Source organism: Gottschalkiaceae bacterium SANA, from assembly GCA_036323355.1.
GTDB lineage: Bacteria > Bacillota > Clostridia > Tissierellales > GPF-1 > GPF-1.
On record AP028876.1, the window covers coordinates 191,459 to 209,705 of the forward strand.

17 protein-coding genes are annotated in these 18,247 nt (G+C 41.0%); 13 read left to right on the forward strand and 4 right to left on the reverse strand.

Features of this window, described 5'->3' with window-relative positions:
- Positions 1-47 precede the first annotated feature (47 nt).
- Entirely contained in the window at positions 48-806 is a 759-nt protein-coding gene (locus AC25CA_RS00935; RefSeq protein WP_486815162.1) for an MBL fold metallo-hydrolase, read from the forward strand.
- Between the two features lie 544 nt (positions 807-1,350).
- Here AC25CA_RS00935 and guaD read toward each other — a convergent pair.
- Both guaD and AC25CA_RS00945 read right to left on the reverse strand, forming a co-directional pair.
- Complete coding sequence (gene guaD / locus AC25CA_RS00940; RefSeq protein WP_486815163.1) at positions 1,351-2,721, reverse strand: guanine deaminase; 1,371 nt, start codon at positions 2,719-2,721, stop codon at positions 1,351-1,353.
- A gap of 100 nt (positions 2,722-2,821) precedes the next feature.
- Positions 2,822-4,228 carry a flavocytochrome c gene (locus AC25CA_RS00945; protein ID WP_486815164.1) on the reverse strand — a complete coding sequence of 469 codons (1,407 nt, stop codon included), beginning with the start codon at positions 4,226-4,228 and terminating at the stop codon, positions 2,822-2,824.
- A gap of 135 nt (positions 4,229-4,363) precedes the next feature.
- On the opposite strand from AC25CA_RS00945, the gene AC25CA_RS00950 reads away from it, so the two are divergent.
- From AC25CA_RS00950 to AC25CA_RS00960, 3 genes are all read left to right on the forward strand, one after another.
- A complete protein-coding gene (locus AC25CA_RS00950; protein WP_486815165.1) occupies positions 4,364-4,843 on the forward strand; it encodes a hypothetical protein in 480 nt (159 codons plus the stop codon).
- Positions 4,844-4,869: 26 nt separating this feature from the next.
- Positions 4,870-5,559 carry an SDR family NAD(P)-dependent oxidoreductase gene (locus tag AC25CA_RS00955; protein WP_486815166.1) on the forward strand — a complete coding sequence of 230 codons (690 nt, stop codon included), beginning with the start codon at positions 4,870-4,872 and terminating at the stop codon, positions 5,557-5,559.
- A 135-nt stretch (positions 5,560-5,694) separates the two neighbouring features.
- Positions 5,695-7,578 carry a GTP-binding protein gene (locus tag AC25CA_RS00960; protein WP_486815167.1) on the forward strand — a complete coding sequence of 628 codons (1,884 nt, stop codon included), beginning with the start codon at positions 5,695-5,697 and terminating at the stop codon, positions 7,576-7,578.
- A gap of 67 nt (positions 7,579-7,645) precedes the next feature.
- On the opposite strand, the gene AC25CA_RS00965 is transcribed toward AC25CA_RS00960, so the two are convergent.
- Positions 7,646-9,295, reverse strand: a complete 1,650-nt coding sequence (locus tag AC25CA_RS00965) for a sigma-54 interaction domain-containing protein (protein WP_486815168.1) — start codon at positions 9,293-9,295, stop codon at positions 7,646-7,648.
- Positions 9,296-9,493: 198 nt separating this feature from the next.
- Here AC25CA_RS00965 and AC25CA_RS00970 point away from each other — a divergent pair, with 198 nt between their 5' ends.
- The 3 genes from AC25CA_RS00970 to AC25CA_RS00980 all read left to right on the forward strand — a co-directional run bounded on the left by AC25CA_RS00970 (position 9,494) and on the right by AC25CA_RS00980 (position 13,178).
- A complete protein-coding gene (locus AC25CA_RS00970) occupies positions 9,494-10,162 on the forward strand; it encodes a helix-turn-helix transcriptional regulator (RefSeq protein WP_486815169.1) in 669 nt (222 codons plus the stop codon).
- A 181-nt stretch (positions 10,163-10,343) separates the two neighbouring features.
- Positions 10,344-11,792, forward strand: a complete 1,449-nt coding sequence (locus AC25CA_RS00975) for a Na+/H+ antiporter NhaC family protein (protein WP_486815170.1) — start codon at positions 10,344-10,346, stop codon at positions 11,790-11,792.
- Positions 11,793-11,987: 195 nt separating this feature from the next.
- Positions 11,988-13,178, forward strand: coding sequence for a MalY/PatB family protein (locus tag AC25CA_RS00980; RefSeq protein ID WP_486815171.1), 1,191 nt, complete (start codon positions 11,988-11,990; stop codon positions 13,176-13,178).
- A 72-nt stretch (positions 13,179-13,250) separates the two neighbouring features.
- On the opposite strand, the gene AC25CA_RS00985 is transcribed toward AC25CA_RS00980, so the two are convergent.
- A complete protein-coding gene (locus AC25CA_RS00985; protein ID WP_486815172.1) occupies positions 13,251-13,586 on the reverse strand; it encodes a DUF1475 family protein in 336 nt (111 codons plus the stop codon).
- A 197-nt stretch (positions 13,587-13,783) separates the two neighbouring features.
- Between AC25CA_RS00985 and AC25CA_RS00990 the strand changes: the two genes are divergently transcribed.
- The 6 genes from AC25CA_RS00990 (at position 13,784) to AC25CA_RS01015 (ending at position 18,215) form a co-directional block, all read left to right on the forward strand.
- Complete coding sequence (locus AC25CA_RS00990; RefSeq protein ID WP_486815173.1) at positions 13,784-14,434, forward strand: CDGSH iron-sulfur domain-containing protein; 651 nt, start codon at positions 13,784-13,786, stop codon at positions 14,432-14,434.
- Positions 14,435-14,650: 216 nt separating this feature from the next.
- Entirely contained in the window at positions 14,651-15,196 is a 546-nt protein-coding gene (locus tag AC25CA_RS00995) for a 2-oxoacid:acceptor oxidoreductase family protein (RefSeq protein WP_486815174.1), read from the forward strand.
- Positions 15,193-15,504 (forward strand): 4Fe-4S binding protein, encoded by a 312-nt coding sequence (locus AC25CA_RS01000; protein ID WP_486815175.1) that lies wholly within the window; start codon positions 15,193-15,195, stop codon positions 15,502-15,504. The genes AC25CA_RS00995 and AC25CA_RS01000 overlap by 4 nt, the downstream gene beginning before the upstream one ends.
- The gene (locus AC25CA_RS01005) at positions 15,494-16,678 is read left to right on the forward strand and encodes a transketolase C-terminal domain-containing protein (protein ID WP_486815176.1); all 1,185 of its coding nucleotides are present in this window, start codon (positions 15,494-15,496) and stop codon (positions 16,676-16,678) included. The genes AC25CA_RS01000 and AC25CA_RS01005 overlap by 11 nt, the downstream gene beginning before the upstream one ends.
- Positions 16,671-17,567, forward strand: coding sequence for a thiamine pyrophosphate-dependent enzyme (locus AC25CA_RS01010; RefSeq protein ID WP_486815177.1), 897 nt, complete (start codon positions 16,671-16,673; stop codon positions 17,565-17,567). The genes AC25CA_RS01005 and AC25CA_RS01010 overlap by 8 nt, the downstream gene beginning before the upstream one ends.
- 12 nt (positions 17,568-17,579) lie before the next feature.
- Positions 17,580-18,215 (forward strand): GntR family transcriptional regulator, encoded by a 636-nt coding sequence (locus tag AC25CA_RS01015; RefSeq protein WP_486815178.1) that lies wholly within the window; start codon positions 17,580-17,582, stop codon positions 18,213-18,215.
- Positions 18,216-18,247 lie beyond the last annotated feature (32 nt).

An 18,247-nucleotide genomic window follows, 5' to 3' on the forward strand; every position in this document is an offset into this window, starting at 1 on the left:
GAATAACTGGTAGCTTGGACCCGAGAGGGACAAAGGAGGAATAAGACATGAATAAAGTAACGTATGTGTCCAATGCGGGTGTGCTGCTGGAAGTTGAAGGCAAGAAAATTTTGATCGACAGCTTGTGTGACTCAGTAATGCCAATATATAAAAATACACCGGAGGAGATCAAAGCTCAGATCCTATGTGGATTGCCACCCTTTGACGATATTGATGTCATGCTTGTTACCCATCACCATAGCGATCATTTTGAACCCAAGGCCGTGGTAGAATTTTTACAAGGTAACCCTAGAGCTATTTTGGTATCTACACCAGAAACGGTCAAACGAATAAAAAATGAGGAATCGGATTTCGAGGATAGAAGGTTAATCGCTCCGGCTCTTCAAGTGGGTGAGACGGAAAGACTTGATTTGAATGGCATTCAAATTCAGGTCATAGCTATGATCCATGAGGGAAAAGACTTTAAAGATGTGGAGAATTTTGCATATTTAATTGAAGTGAATGGTAAAAGCATTCTTCATCCGGGGGATGCAAAACCAATGAAAGGAAATTTTAATTATTCAGAGTTAGTTGAGAAAAAGATTAACTTGTTATTGGCTCCTTTTCCTTATGTGGGGATTCCTTCGGGTCACGCAACGATAGAAAATCAGATTAAACCCGAAAAAATTGTAGCCATCCATCTGCCACATAAAGAACTTGATCAATTCAATTGGATCAGGGGAACCAAGAAAAGTTATGCGAGGGTAAAGGATCGATTTGTAGAAACGGTTTTTTTCGAAGAGATCGGAGAATCGACGGATTTTTAGTAATCATCCGATTGACGGTTTTTATGGTTTATAGAATGTAGTAGGAATCCTGAAAAAATAACCTTAGTCGAATTGTAAGGTGAAGGGTAGGGCAGAATAATAGGATAAATAAACCAAGATACAAGGAGGTGTAGGATGAATATTGCAATGCTGATTATTGATTTGCAGAAGGGCGTTCTGGAATCTGAGGAGAGCAAAGAGACAGTAAAAAAGCAGTCGAGTACATCAATGAAGTGAATGGATATTTTCGAAAAGCAAAAAAACCAGTCATTGTGATTCAAGATATGGAAGTTGATGGAGGCTAGGGTCCGAAGGCTATGAATTAATTGAGGATTTGCGTCCTCTCTTTTGCAGCATGGTGTTGCAGGGATGACCAAAAAGGGTGTTCGTGATACACAGATATTGCGGCCCGTAATTAGTTATGAAGCACTCAAGTTTCTGTTTAAGGAATAAATAGAAAGAGGCAGCAAGGAGCCTATTAAGTAAGTGTTGAGTCTACAAAAGACCTCCATGAAATTTTCATGGAGGTCTTTTGTAAATTCATTTATTTTAGTCTTTTGTGAACCATCTCGCCTTGAACCCAGACTTCACGGATATTTTCTGGGCGGGCCAGGTATAAGATTTTTTGGAATTGATCTTCTAGATCTTCATTTGAAGAAAAGATTGGCAATTTTGCGGATGGGATTTTTGTGTCAACAATCTGCACATCCCATGCATAGTTTTCCTCCAAACGGCCGATGGGAAGGCTCAAGCTCTCACCGCCGCCAGCAGTGGCAAGATAAAAGGCTTCATTCATGGTGATTCGCGAGCCGGGTTTGCCACGCTTTTCAGCAGGAAGGGCCGGGTTTACGCCATCTTCCAGCATGCGCGAGGACATTACAGCTTGGCGAATATTGTCGTAAAGGCTTGGAGAGAAACCACCAGACAAGTCGGTGTCCAGACCGATTTGAACCCCCATCCCTTGAAGATGTGCAAGAGGAAGAACACTATTGGCAAAGTAGGCATTCGACAGGGGACTGTGGGCGATGGCTGTACCTGTTTTTGCAAATAAAGCAGCATCGTTGTCGTCCAAGAAATTGCAATGCGCCATCACTGATTTATCGGTCAATAAGCCAAAGTCGTTTAATGCAAAGGCATCGTGTTTGTTAAATCGATCGATTACGTATTTATGGGCCCAATCGCTTTCGCTGCAATGGGATTGAATATGGGTATTGTACTTGGCGGCTAATTCACCCAACCCTTTTAATGCTCCGTCTGTGCAGCTTGGGATAAAGCGAGGAGTTACAACGGGGTAAACGCCTTGTTTGGTGGATTTTGATAATTTCCGAACAGCTAAAATAAATTCCTCGGTGTCTTGCAAGGCGGTTTCTGTTGTAAGATCGCGGTAATAGGGTGGATTTTGCTCTGAATCATCCATTACCACTTTTCCAACCAAGCCGCGTTGTCCTTTTTCTGCACAAATTTCAGCCAACAATAAACTGGCATCCTTGTGAACCGTTGCAAAGTATTGCACGGTTGTTGTTCCATTCGTTAATAATGTTCTGACCAAATCTTCGTAAACAAGTTTTGCAAAGTCGAGGTTACAAAATTTGGATTCCAAAGGGAAGGTGTACTTGTTAAGCCATTCATAAAGGGGAATATCCAACGCGATTCCGGCTTGCGCCCATTGTGGCGCGTGAACATGCAAGTCGATAAATCCAGGCAAGAAAACTTGCCCATCGGCCAAACAATGAAAATGATCTGCATCTTGATGGATGTCGAGAAGGGGTTGATAGTCTTTGCTTTCCGGTGAAACAACCCTTTCAATCATCCCTTGTGTATTGATGAAGAAGAGATGGTCCTCTAATACTTGTACTTCTTTTGGTGACCTGCTTGAAAATGCAGTTCCTTTAAATATGCTTGCGTAATGGGTCATGAGGTCCTCCTTATTAGTTGTCGTTTATTGGAATCGATGGTAAATGGCCAGAAGGCTATCAAGAAATGCGAAGAAGACAAGTGACGAGTTTGAATCATTTTTACTTTGAGCATACTTCTTGACCGGCAATTCGACCAAATACAATGCATTCCGTTACTGCACAGCTGCCAAGACGGCTAGCTCCATGTACGCCTCCTGCAACTTCTCCGGCGGCATAAAGACCTTCAATGACGTGCCCATGGTAGTCAAGGACCTGTGCTTTTTCAGTGATTCCCAAACCGCCCATAACAAAATGAACTTTGGGCCAAAGTTTCATGGCATAAAAGGGTGGTTCTTGAATGGGAGCGGCATCTTTAACAATCATTTTGCCAAAGTCCGGATCAAGGCCCGATTCAACATATTGGTTAAAGGTATGAATCGTATCCTGAAGATCAAGGGAATTCAAGGCATAGTAAGCCGCTAGATCATCTAGGGAAGAAAATGTTTTAACAACCCCTTTTTTCATTGCTCTTGTGAGATCCCAGCCTGCATGTTGAACAGCATGATGATCAGCGATTCCGACACATGGATGGCCAAGGGAAAGAAGGGCGTCGCTGATGATTTTCCGATCACCAAGTTCATTAACAATACGTTTTGCGTTTTTGGGATTGATGATGACACCATATTGAAATAGAATATAGTCGGCAAAAAGTGGTCCATCGCCGTAGCCTTTTTCGTCAGGAGAAGACCAGGCTCCCAATTGTATTTGTGACAATTGAACAGCAGAAGCATGGATGGCCAAGGCAGCCTTGAGTGCTTCTGCAGTGGCAAAGGGCTTGTTTGTAGTGTCAATTTCGGCTGTTAGTCGTGGATCTTGCAATTGTCTAAAGGGAACATCGGCGCCATAGCCACCGGTTGCAAGAATCACCCCTTTTTTCGTTTTTACGTTTTTTACGATTCCAGTCTTCTTTTTGTAATCATATTGATCCAAGAGTGAAGCACCGATTATTTTTCCTTCATCATCTACAATGAAGGATTGAAATGAGGTGCAATAGTGAATGGGAATCCCTAAGGATTTTGTTTTTTGAATCATTCTTTTTATCATGGTAGCCCCGCTCTTTCTTTCAGGCGTATAACAACGCGCAACGGAATGACCGCCAAATTGATCGACACGATCTATATAGGGCACTTGTAATTCATCGATTGTCCACTGAAATGCATCTTTTGCATTTGCAACAAGAGTATGTAAAAGATTTGGAAAATTGAGTCCCAATCCAGCATGCAGCATATCTTGGTACATCAAAGCTTCGTTATCTTGAATCCCTTCCTTCTTTTGAAGACAAGTGTTTGGTGCAGCAATGCCTCCATCACTGATGATGGAATTTCCGCCATAGCTATGCATTTTTTCAATAATAAGCACATCTGCATCATGGATGCTTGCCTCAATGGCAGCTGAAAGGCCTGCAAAACCAGTGCCGACAACAAGAACATCGACCGTGTGGTGCCATCTTATATTTTCCTTGTTCATTTATACTCCCCCTAGTCTTGCATTGGATATATTAAGTATACTATATCTCTTGATAGATTAAATGGATTTAGGATCTAACGGGGTATATAGATCCGTGATAGAATAAACAGAGAGTAGAATGTTGGGGGCAGAGATATGTTTGAAGACAAGATTCAACAATTAAGGAACCATAGACGTAATATAGATGCAAAATTGTGTAAAAAACTGGGTATCGAACAGTTTGAAAATTTGTTGAGCACCTTATCAGATCAAGGTTTGATTGACAATGGTGAAGTTTCTAAAGGCCTTCAAATGATGATTGAAGGCCTTTATCGGGAACTTAGGACACTTCATCAAGAACATGACTTTAATAAAAAAGCAATGAAATCATATAAAAAATCATATGCGGCCCTACTTGCCCGTGTGAGAGAGCTTTATGCTTTAGAACCGTCGGGTAGCATACAGAGTCGATATACGGCATTGGGCATGGTCTTTGGATCATCGATCGGCTCGCTTCTTTTGGCATTTGGGAATGCAACAATGATGTCTCTGGGAATTAGTTTAGGTCTAGTTTTCGGAGCAGGGATTGGATCACAAAAAGAAAAGGAAGCTAAGGAAGCGGGGAAAGTATTTTAGTACACTCAAAAAGGATAAGGTGAAAGATGGAAAAAATAATGGTAATTACCGGTGGTTCATCGGGACTTGGTTTGTGTATCGCGCAGAAATTAGTAATGAATGGAAAGCATGTATGCCTTATCGGAAGAAATTCAGAAAAGTTGCAAGATGCAGTGAAGGGACTTCAATTGTTGAATGCTGAAGTCGTTGTAAAGGCAGTTTCAATGGACATCTCCCAGGAAGATCAAGTGAAGGAATTCTATAAGGAACTGGGTCAGAATTATCAGGTGGAATGCCTTTTTAATGTAGCGGGCCTGGGGATCTTTGGACAAGCTAAAGAAATCAATGAAGTGGAAATTGATCAGGTGATCAATTCCAATTTGAAGGGCATGATTGTTATGACTTCGGGTGTCTTGAAACAGATGGAAGTCCAGGGGGGAAAAATTGCCAATGTGATCTCAACGGCAGGACTGAAAGGGAAGAGCAATGAGTCCCTTTATTGTGCGGCCAAGTGGGGTGCCAGGGGATTTACAGAAGCGCTTAAGGCTGAGTACAAGGGCCGAAATATATTGGTTTATGGAATCTATCCAGGTGGGATGAAGACCAATTTTTGGGACAAGTCCCCTTCGTTTGATACCAAGAAATTTATGGATCCGAAAGAGGTTGCTGGCCGGATTGTTGATATGGTAACCCATGAATCCATCTACATCAGCGAAATGGTTATTGAAAGACAGTAATGAGTAAGTGACTTTATCAAAAAGCCCTATGGGCTTTTTGTTTTAGTAAGAAGCAAATAAAAGAAGAAGGATTGTTTGTGTTGTTGGGAGGAAGAGGATACAATAATGGCAATTAGGGAATGCAACGGAGACAGAATGAAGAAAACAATTGGTATTTTCGCCCATGTGGATGCAGGGAAAACGACTTTTTCTGAGCAAGTCTTGTACCATACGGGGATGATCAAAAAAGCGGGTCGTGTTGACCATAAAAACACATTGTTGGATACGAATGAGATCGAGAGAAAACGGGGCATTACGATCTTTTCTGACCAGGCCTATTTCTCATATAAGGAAAATGAATATGTTTTAATTGATACCCCGGGGCATGTGGATTTCTCTTCGGAAATGGAGAGGACAATAGCGATCTTAGATGCTGCCATTGTGATTATCAGTGGTATTGACGGGGTGCAAAGCCATACGGAAACGGTCTGTGACCTCTTAAAACACGCTAAGGTGCCCCTTTTGTTTTTTATCAATAAAATGGATGCGCATCATGCTAACAAAGAGAATGTTATGGGTTCACTCAAGAAGAATTTTGACACATGTATCGATTTTGATAGCCTAGATTATGAATCCTTGGCAGAACATTCAGAAGCATTGATGGAGGCCTACTTTGAAGACAGACTCGATGACAATTTATTTGTTAGTGGTGCTAGAGATTTGTTTCAAGATGGTTTGATCTATCCGGTTTTGTCAGGCTCGGCCTTGAAAGGTCAAGGAATCGATCGGTTTTTACAGCTACTGGATCAATTGACTGTTTCTCATGACCAGAAGAAAGAGTTGTCTGGAATTGTGTATAAGGTAAGAGTTCATCAGGGCGTCCGTCATGCCTTTATTAAATTGACAGGCGGTATACTGAAGGTGCGGGATCAAATTGGCGATGAAAAGGTGACGGGAATCAAAAGGGTATTTGGTGGAAAGTTGGAGAGTATACCCGAGATGGTTGCTGGAGAACTAGCTACAGTGACGGGCCTATCCTTGAAGGTGGGCGATGTTTTTGGGACGAATCAGAAATTTAGTTATTCGGTTGTGCCGACCTTGCGAAGCAAATTGATTTTCGATCAAGCACTCAGCCTAAAGGATGTTTATCGAGATATGAAGATATTAGAGGAGGAAGATCCGGCCTTGAAGGTCATGTACTCACCAAAGAAAGAGATCACTCTTGGGGTGATGGGGACCATTCAACTTGAAGTTTTAGAAGCCTTGATACCAGATCGATTTGGCTACCCCGTATCCTTTGAGGTCCCCCAAATTCTCTATAAGGAAACCATTGCGGACGAAGTTGTGGGCTGCGGGCATTTTGAACCATTAAGACATTATGCGGAAGTCATTCTAAAAATACAGCCGGGCAAAAGAGGTACAGGTATTGTGTTTTACAAGGAATGTTCGGTGGAAGACCTGACTGACGGTCAGCAGAATCTTATTCGGCATCATATCTTTGAAAAAGAGCATCGGGGAATTTTAACAGGGTCAGAAATTACTGATTTAAAAATTACCTTGATATCGGGTCGTGCCCATAACAAGCATACGGAGGGTGGTGACTTTCGACAAGCGACGATCCGTGCTTTGCGTCAAGGCCTAGAGCAAGCAAAGAGTGTTTTGCTAGAACCCATGTATGAAGCCGTGATTCGAGTCCCTTTTACCGATATGGGGAAGGTGCTAACGGATATAACTACACGAAACGGAAGGGCTGAAACCGTCCAGGACGGTGATGATGTGATCATTAGGGCTCATGTGCCGGTCTTTAGTTTTATGGATTATTCGATCAGGTTAAGGAACATCACCAAGAGTAGGGGACGTATGAAACTCAAGATGAGTGGGTATGAACCTTGTCACAATACAGGTGATGTGATTGAACAAATTGCTTATGACAAAGTAACAGACAATGAATATCCATCCTCGTCAATATTCTGTTCCAGGGGAAAAGGCTATACCGTACCCTGGGAAAACGCAAAGGATTATATGCATTGTTTGAAATGATACGAATCATATTTATGGATACAAAAAGGCCACCAGTTTGTCTGGTGGTCTTTTTTTGCAATACGGATTACTTGTTGCGTCCAGGAGTTTCGATCTTGTACTTACGGATACGATATTGCAAGGATTGCCTCGATAAGCCCAATTGCTGTGCGGCATTTGTGATGTGGTAGTTGTGCTCTTTCAAGACGAGTTCAATTAAATTTTTCTCAAGAGAATTATTGATATCACTTAATGAATTGGGCGTCTTGATATGCGAATCCTGAGAAAGAGGAATGGCAGCCTCAAGTTTTTTAGCGATATAGGATGGTAGCAATTGCGTAGATAATCGTTCTGTATCGAAATCGGCTGCAATAAAAGTAGATTCAAGGATGTGGCGTAGTTCTCGAACGTTGCCAGGAAAGTCATAGCTTTGCAAAAGGTGCAAAAACTCATCGCTTCCGCCCTTGATATTGTAATTGAATTTCCGATTAAAAAGTTGCGAGAAATGATGAATCAATACGGGTATATCACTTTTTCGCTCGCGAAGGGGTGGGATCTCAAGTACAAAAGTAGAGAGGCGATAGTATAAGTCATCCCTCAATTCATTGTTTTCGATACATGTTAAGGGGTCTTTATTTGTTGAGCTGATGATACAGCATTGAACGTCGATTTGCTTGTTGCTACCTAATTTCATGATTTTTCGTTCCTGGAGAGCACGCAGGAGTTTCGCTTGCAAGATTATATTCATGCTGTTGATTTCATCTAAAAAAACGGTGCCATCTTTTGCTTCTTCAAAGATTCCTATGGAATCGACAGCGCCGGTATAAGCACCTTTGGTTGTTCCGAAGAAGATGCTCTCCATTAATGTTTCTGGAATGGCAGCGCAGTTGATTGCGATAAAAGGTTTGTCTGAACGTTCACTGTTTTGGTGAATGGCATGAGCGAACAATTCTTTTCCGGTACCGGTCTCTCCAAATAACATGATATTGGCATTCTTTTTTGCTGCCTTGAAGGCAATTTTTTTTGTAAATAGGAATTTTTCATTTTCGCCTACTAAATCGTCTAAGGCATTGCTGTTCTCGGAATGTGTTACAAAGTTTTGTAAAAGTCTGGATTGATTAGCAATGTTTTCACTGATTAAATCGGAGTTTTGATAAATGGAATAGACAGCTTCTAGCTCACCATGATCGAAGTGTGGAAAATTGTCAGAAATGACATTCACATATTGCCCATCGGACATTTGATACTCGACTTTATGGTTGCATAGTGGTTTTTTCGTTTTCATGACATAGTCATGGGGTGCATTTGGATCATGAACGGCATAGATGCTATTACGCTTGATATGATCATCGGCAGAATAATTGGCGGCTTCCATATCTAAGGCAGTTTTATTCACAAACAGTACGAAGTCATCTTTATCGGCCACAAAGATACCTTGTTTGATATTATTCATAATTTCTTCGTAGAGATCGATTTTTATAGTCAATTTTTTTTCATGATTTGGTAGAAATACATAAGCATCCATCGCATCGATTGTGAAAGATGAGACTGTATAAAAATGATGATCGATTTCAATTTCAAAGAGTTTATCTCGCTGCCGAGAGAACATAAATTTTTTTGTATGGATATAGGTGATGAGAGCTGGGTTCTTTTCAGCACTCAGGTTGCTATAAATAAATTCATCTTTGAGAAAAACAATAACCGGATGGGGAAAATTCTCGTAAGCAAAATGTTGCATGGCAATCCTCCTTGTTGGAATAGATATATTTTATCGTGTTTCTTGGAATATAGCAAAAAAATTTTGCGCAAACGCAAAGCTGTTTTGCACCTATATATGAAAAAATCATTATTATAATAAATTATTATAGAAATCAGCGCATTTCACTCTTGGCACGGGACTTGCAATAGATAGTTGTGACAGAAAGGTGGTAACAGGATGAGGAAGGAATTGAGTTTTGAGCCATATTTGGAATTCGTTGATTTTCTTGGTGAAGTTCTTGGAGAAAATGTTGAAATCGTTCTACATGATCTGACAAATTTGGAGGAATCAATTATTGCCATCAAAAACGGACAGATCAGTGGTCGCCGACTGGGTGGACCTGTAACGGATTTGGTTTTGCGAATGATGAAGGATGTTGAATTTAAAGACATCAATTACGTGACCAATTACAAGAGCGAATCAAAAAATGGAAAAATGCTGCATTCAGCAACCTATTTGATTCGAGATGATCAGAAACGTGTATATGGAATGATGTGCTTTAACTTTGACTATAGCGAGCATTATGCCATTCAGCAATCATTAGATAGAATTTTACCGAAATTTATGAGCAACAAGGAGACTGAAGAGAAACAAATGAATGGAATTTCTGAGAAATTAAATGATTCCATTGAGAACTTGGTAAATGGTTCAATTCAAGAGTTGACTTTCTATCATGAGTTTGTTCCTCAAAGATTGGTTCAGGAAGAAAAGATTGATATTGTTCGAGGTTTACATGACAAAGGTGTTTTTTTGATGAAAGGCGCAGTGTTGGAAGTTGCTTTGCAATTGCAGATGTCTGAAGCAACGGTATATCGATATTTGTCGATGATCAAAAGATCAGAATAAGTTGTAACTCCATGGGTAGTCTGGCCAGATGCCGTTGGATGCAAATATAGAGACATGTTGAGAATTTTTTTTCGACTCAAGTACAGGATTTGGAATTAGAGGGTGTCATCTCTGTAAATAATATACAGGGTGACAAAGAAGGTATTAAGAACTTATACTTATCTTACGAAGGAGTGTATTTATGGGAACGAAAACAAAAACGGAAAACGGGAAAAGACTACCAAGTAAAATTGAAGCATTTTCGGTTCTTATTTTAGTTATAGCGGGAGTAAGTCTTGGCAGTAAATTTGGTGTAAGTATTGGCTCAGTATTGATTGTCAGTGCGGTGTATTCAATTATTATTGGAATGAGATGTGGATATTCATATAAAGAACTCGAAGATGGAATTGCAGAAAAAATAACAGATATTTTACCCGTATTTTTCATTCTCTTGTCAATTGGAGTATTGATTGGAACCTGGATGTTTGCTGGAACAATTCCAACTGCAATTTATTATTTAGTGAAATTGGTTGATCCGCGAATGGTGATTGTGTTTGCATTTGTGGTTTGTGCTATTGTAGCCACAATCATTGGAACGTCTTGGGGTACAGCAGGAACAATTGGCGTTGTGATGATTGGCTTGGCTCAAGTATTGGATGTGCCAATGCCAGTTGTGGCAGGTGCCGTAATAGCAGGCTCTCACTATGGTCAATTGATTTCACCTATGTCTGACATGGTTGCCATATCTTCATCAATGGCAAAAGTGGATCCGGCAGAAATGATTAAGCGAACACTAATCGTTGTTATTCCAAGCACCATTGTCAGCTTGATTCTTTACACTTTTATTGGTTTTACATCGGGCGGTGGAGCTGGTTCATCGGTTATGGTTGATGAACTATTGAAAACGCTTAGTGCAACATTTAATATTAATCCAATCGTATTGTTGCCATTGGTGTTTATTATGTTCACAAGTGCAAAAAAGTATCCATCTGCACCTTCCATGATGCTTTCTGGATTTTTGGCAATTATCTTGGGTGTGATCTTTAATGGATTTTCATTGGGTGATGGTCTTACAGCTGCTTTTGACGGATTTAATGCAAGTATGACGCATATTGATCCGAGTACATTGATGCCTCAAGTGGCTTCTTTGATTAATCGAGGTGGTATGCTGACCATGAGCTATGTGATTATTTTGCTCTTCTGCGCCATGATGTTTGCGGGTGTTGTATCAAAAATTGGATGTCTTGAGGTCATTGTTAGTTCTTTGGCTAAAAATGTGAATTCAATCGGAGGATTAACAGTTGCGGTAATTATTTCAGCCCTTATTACTGCGGCGACTACCTTGCAGGCTTACTTAACAATCATTGTACCTAGTGAATTATTTAAGCAAAAGTATATTGAAAACGGATATCATCCAGTGAATATGGTTGTAGCAGCACAAACCATTGGTGCCATTATTATGGTTTGCTTCCCATGGGGTGATACGGGTCTTTATATGGCAGGAGTTACTGGTGTGCCAACTCTAAGCTATATCCCATATGCATTTTTCTGCTGGGGTACAGCGATCATTGCCATTGTTTTTGCTTTCTTGAAAATCGGTGTAAAAAAGCTTGATCCAGCAGAAATCGCCGAGTTTGAAAAAACGGCATAAAGCAAGAAAGAGTAAAGGATAAAACCAGATTTTCGCCGCTGTCAAAAAGCGTATATTTTAGCTGGCTGGCAGCGGGGTCAAACTGGTTCAATAGGTATTGATAAAAAGTAATACAAGAAATAGAAAAGAAAATCTTTGCAAAAAATAGGAAAATTTAATCAACTAGACGTGCAGTCACAGAAGGGATGAGCGAAAATGAAATTTAATTTTGACAAAAAAGTAGATCGTTATAACACCGCTTCGCTAAAATGGGACAATGTAAAGAAATACTATCCAAATGCGAAGGAAGATCCATATATTATGTGGGTAGCGGACATGGATTTTAAATGTGCGCCATGTATTCTGGATGCCTTGCATAAACGAGTCGATCATGGTGTTTTTGGATATTCAGCTGAAGGAGAAAAAGAGTATGCTCGAGTTATCCATGATTGGATGATGAGAAGACACAATTGGGATGTGGATAAAGATGCAATCTTCTTTTCACCGGGTATTCTTGCGGCGTTGGGTTATCTCATTCAGTTGTTAACGAAACCGGGTGAGGGCATTATTATCCAACAACCTGTTTATTATCCATTCTCTTATTTGCCAAAGGGAAATGAACGTAAAGTGGTAGATAATTCTTTGGTTTGCAAGGATGGGAAATATGAGATGGATTATGAAGATCTCGAAGAGAAGTTGAAGGATGACAACAATAAAATGTTGATTCTTTGTAATCCACATAATCCGGTTGGACGTGCTTGGACCAAGGAAGAATTAGGCAAGTTTGTTGCCTTGTGCAAGAAGTACAACAAGATTATTATTTCAGATGAGATTCATTTTGATTTGACAAGAACGGGAGTAACACATACGGTATTGGAAACGGTGGATCCGTCTTATAAAAACAACATAATTACATGTACGGCACCAAGCAAGTCGTTCAATCTTGCGGGATTGCAGAATTCCAATATCATTATCAATGATCCGAAATTGCAAGAGGAGTGGCGATTCTTTACTCGATACATTGCCCATCTAGATGGTCCTAACACCTTTGGTGCGATTGCTAATCTAGCTGCATACGAAGAGGGTGAGGAATGGTTGGATGAAGCCAGAAAATATATCGATGGGAATATTTCATTGATGCAAGAATACATTACTAAGAACTTGCCAAAACTAAAAATGATTGACTGCCAAGCAACCTATTTGACTTGGGTGGACTTCAGTGGTTACGGTTTACCGGATCAAGAAGTGGATCGAATTCTTATTGAAGAAGCCGGTGTCTTGCTTGATAACGGATTAGCCTTCGGCCAACCGGGACAAGGCTATCAACGATTCAATGTTTCTTGCCCGCGATCAACGGTTGAAGGATCACTTCAAGCGATTAAATCAGCATTTGCAAAGTACGAATAGAGTACAATGAATAAAAATAGTCGACTTTCTCTTGATTGAGGAAGTCGACTATTTTTATGGAATGTAGTAGCTTCAGTTTGAGCTTTTGCCATGAAAAAAGGTGTTCCAATTGTCCTTGCTTTTGTAAAGAGCCAGCAGGATATAGATACAAGCGGTGAAGAAGCCCAGAATCATCATCAACAAGGTCCAGCCGATGGCGAATGATTTATTTTTTTCTCGGTGAAAGATCCACATCGAAAATAAGGTAAATCCGACATAAAGATCAATTAAAGACATGACTCCCCATGGGTTTTGGAAAAGCTCTTGTCCGTCTTTGATGAAATCACCATTTATAAATCCGTTGGCCAGGCCATAGGTCATTGCGAGCAAGCCAATCCAAGTGATGGTTTTTGCCACTTTCATATTCATCTGTATTCCTCCTTATTCAATCATATTAGTAAGGATACCCAAATATTCTCGGATTGGGGTTTGAAAATAAGAAGCAGGTGGTGAATTAGGCATTTCATTTATGCAGAAGACGGAGAAAGTCAAGACGTTGGACTAGGGGAGGCTGCTCAATGATTGTGAAAGTCGGGTGTGGGTACGTGTTATTTGGAGGTGTCAATATGAGTAAACCAAAAATAACGGCATTTGAAAATGGCCCGTTCTTGATTCAAAACATTGAAAAACTTGTAAATTCGAAGGACGAAGAATTGGAATGTACCTCAGAGACCTATCTATGCAGATGTGGTGGCTCTGCAGACAAACCCTATTGCGATAAAAGCCACGAGACCAATGGTTTTAATAGTCAAAATGAAGAAAAAGACCTACATAATGAAACCATTGAATATAAGGGAAAAGAGATTACAATTTTCGACAACCGAAATATTTGTTCGCATCGCGGGTATTGCAGTAAGGAACTCTCAACCGTTTTTACAGATGGAGTACCCTGGATCAATCCGGATGGCGCTTCGGTCGAAGAAATCATTGCTATTTGTGATAAATGTCCGTCGGGTGCTTTGTCCTACGCACTTCATGAAAGTGAGCGGAATCAGGGTGCGGAAGATGAGATTCCTACGGTGCGATTGGCAGAGCGTCATTTCGGTTATCATGGACCTTATGACGTATCGGGGAAGATTGAGCTGGATAGCCCGGGTAGCCGATCGCCAGAATCACCAGTAAAAATGACATTGTGCAGATGCGGTCACTCAAAGAATAAACCGTTTTGCGATGGCCAACATTATAATCATCAATTTGAAGACGAGAAGAACGAATAAAAGACATGAATGATTTAGGTTCAATATATGGAGGCATGGTATTCTCGAGAGAGGCTATCATGCTTTTTGCTGTTTGTTTTATAAAATGGGAAGTGTGAGTGGTAGTGTGATCAGAATGATGATTGAAAACGCTTGCTTGACGGAAAACTAGCCAATTGGTATACTGGTATAGCGTTGATATATCAACGCTATACCAAAAAACAATGGAGGTGCAACATGATTCAAGTCAGATGGCATGGACGCGGCGGCCAGGGAAGTTTTACGATCGCACGTTTACTAGGGGCTGCAGCGGTTCTTTGCGAGGGCAAAAACGCCTTGGCGTTTCCAACCTTTGGTCCAGAGCGAAGAGGGGCTCCGGTTCTTGGATTTACCAAAATATCCGATAATAAAATCCATGACCGAAGTGAGGTTCAAAATTGTGATTACGTAGTTGTTCTGGATGAAACGCTAATTGATGGGAATACGGCAAAAGGCCTGACTTCTGATGGTTGTATCTTGATCAATACAAAAAAAGTTCAGCAGTACCAAGAGATGTTTGACTGCAAAGTGATTGGGTTGGATGCAACAGATATTGCCCTTCGCCATATCGGCAGACCCATTACCAATACAGCCATGCTGGGGGCCTTGATTGCAGAGTCTAGTATGTTGAAAATTGAATCGGTGAAAGTAACGATTGCATCAGAGATGCGTGAGAACTTGGTGGAGAAAAATCAAAATGCATTAATGGAAGCCTATGAAATGATCAAGGGGGAAGAGGCATGAGACCAAAGGTAAAGTCTTATAAACAACCAAGTAAGCTATCGGAATATCCGAGCACACCTGCCTTTGAATCGGGTCACTTGGTATCAAAAAATGCGGGTTGGAGAACCTTCAAACCAGTTGTAGACGCAGAAAAGTGTGTTGGATGTTTACGCTGTTATCTGGTGTGTCCAGATGGTGTGGTCGCGCGAACAAAAGACAATAAAGTTGAAATTGAGTATGATTTTTGCAAGGGCTGCGGTATTTGTGCCCATGAGTGCAAGGTAGAAGCGATCACCATGGTGAAGGAGGCTGATGAAGATGAAATCTAATCGAAAGTTCGTTTCGGGAGACGAGGCGGTTGCATTAGGCGTTCGTTTGGCAAGACCCCATATTATTTCAGCTTATCCAATTACACCACAGACCATTGTTGTTGAGCGATTAGCGGATTTTGTGGAAGATGGTAGCTTGAAAGCAGAATATATGCATGTTGAATCGGAACATTCAGCCATGGCAGCTGCAATGGGAGTCAGTTCAGTTGGTGCTCGTGCATTTACTGCTACTTCATCTCAGGGTCTTTTGCATATGGCTGAGTGTGTGCATTATGCCAGCGGTGCAAGGTTTCCCATTGTCATGATGAATGCCAATCGATCGATTGCTGTACCCTGGAGTATTTATGGGGATCAGCGAGATTCCTTGAGCATGCTGGATTCTGGATGGATTCAAGTCTATGTGGAAGATGCCCAGGAAGCCTTGGATATGATGATTCAAGCCTATAAGGTGGCGGAAAATCCAGAGGTAATGACACCCTTTATGGTAAACCTGGATGGATTCGTTTTGACCCATACCTATGAACCCATTGAATTGCCTGAGCAAGAAATGGTAGATCAGTTCTTACCTATGTATCAAACAGGCAACAAGATGTCCATGGATGAGCCGAAAAGCTTGTGCTTTAGCACCTCGCCCGCAGACAATCAAGAATTTAAGGTGATGCAACATATGGCTATGGAAGGCTCAGTGGATGTGATCCGTCAAGTGGATGCTGAATATGGCAAAGTTTTTGGACGCTCCTATCATGGGTTGACAGAAAGTTATCGGTGTGATGATGCAGATGCCGTATTGATGACCCTTGGTTCTGTGACCGGAACTGTAAGATGCGTTGTCGACGAACTGCGAGAAAAAGGTTTTAAGGTTGGCGTATTCAAGATTCGTTTTATGCGTCCCTTCCCCAAAGACGAAGTGATGGCCTTGGGCAAGGCGGTATCCAAGCTAGGTGTACTTGAAAAGAATATCTCTTTCGGAAACGAAGGTACTGTATTTACCAATGTGAATTCCGCGCTTATGGCCTTGGATACCAAGGTGCAATCGAAGAATTATGTTGGTGGACTCGGTGGTCGAGATATTACAAAAGACCATATCCGAGCGATCTTTATGGATCTATTGAATCATGATCGATTTGAAGAACGAGTAGAATTTATCGGAATGGGGTGTGAGATCAATGAATAATTTTAACATACGTCCAAAAGACTTAACTGATCAGGAATACTTTTATGGTCACAAGGCATGTGCAGGGTGCGGTGCGACAATTGCCGTCCGTTTGGCCTTAAAAGTGTTGGGAGAACGAACCTATTCGGTTCTTCCGGCCAACTGCATGTCGGCGGTTAGTTTTATTTATCCGCAAATGGCATTTACGACGAATGCCATTATCTCGCCTTTTGCATCTACGGGTGCCATGTTATCGGGTGTTGCTGCCGGAGCGAGAGCCTTGGGAATTAAAGATTTTCAGACCGTTGGATTTGCCGGAGACGGCGGTACAGCTGATATTGGCTTCCAGGCATTGTCTGGCGCCATTGACCGGGGTGATGATATCATCTATATCTGCTATGATAATGAAGCTTATATGAATACAGGAATTCAAAAGAGTGGTTTGACTCCCTATGGAACAAAAACAACGACTTCTCCAGCGGGTGAGAATCTGCCGGGTGCGGTGACACAGAAGAAAAATATGTTTGAAATTGTCGCTGCCCATGGAATTGCTTATGCTGCAACAGCAAGTATTGGTTATCCCAATGACTTCTTGAGAAAACTCAATAAAGCAAAAGAGGTCAGGGGTCCGGTTTTTCTTCACATTCTGGCAAGCTGCCCAACTGGATGGGGATCTAAGACAGAACTGACGGTTGAATTGGCAAAAGAAGCAGTGGATTCAGGTCTCTGGTATTTAGCCGAGTATGAAAATGATGAATTCACCTTAAATAAGAATCCGAAAGAATTTATTCCTGTGGAGGAATATCTTTTTAAGCAAGGGAGATTTAAACACTTGAAAGAAAAAGATATCAATGTAATAATTGAACAAAGAGATAAAAAATGGGAAAAAATACGTAAATCATGGCTGTAAAAGGAGTCTGAAATGCCTCAAGACAACATGGAAATAGTTTCGCTATTATTGGATCGGATTATTGAACTTGACTATCAGCCAGGTGAATTGCTGAATGAAAAGAAGTTGATCGAAGAGTTTCAGGTCAGTCGGACACCGATTCGGGAAGCGCTCTTGAAATTATCCGAAAAAGGCTTTGTGAAGATGGTGCCAAGAGTGGGGACTTATGTCTCACAGGTGGATATTCGAGAGATCAAATATGCCTATGAAGTCAAAAAGAATCTAGAAGTTTTGGCTTGTGAATTGGCTGCTGAAAGAGCGTCTGAAGAGCAAGTTCAAGAGCTTCTTGCGATTGTTGACCGCATAGAAAAATATCGTCCACGATTGGATTATAAAAAATATATCCATGATGATTACTTGTTCCGAAAGATCATTCGCGAGGCATCGCAGAATCCATATCTTCAAAACTATTTGGAAGAATTAAACAGCAAGACGATCCGGTTTGTTAATTATGTGGAATATAAAATGGAAAATCCGGAATGGTATAACGAATCCTTGCGAATTATGGCGCAAGCCATAGAAATCCGCAATTCTGAACTCGCGGGTAGGGAAATGAAGAATCATGCGGAAATTTTTTTAAATGAACTTTCCAAGCGATTTTTTGTCTAAGAAACAGCATGGAACAGAGATCAGTTACGCCC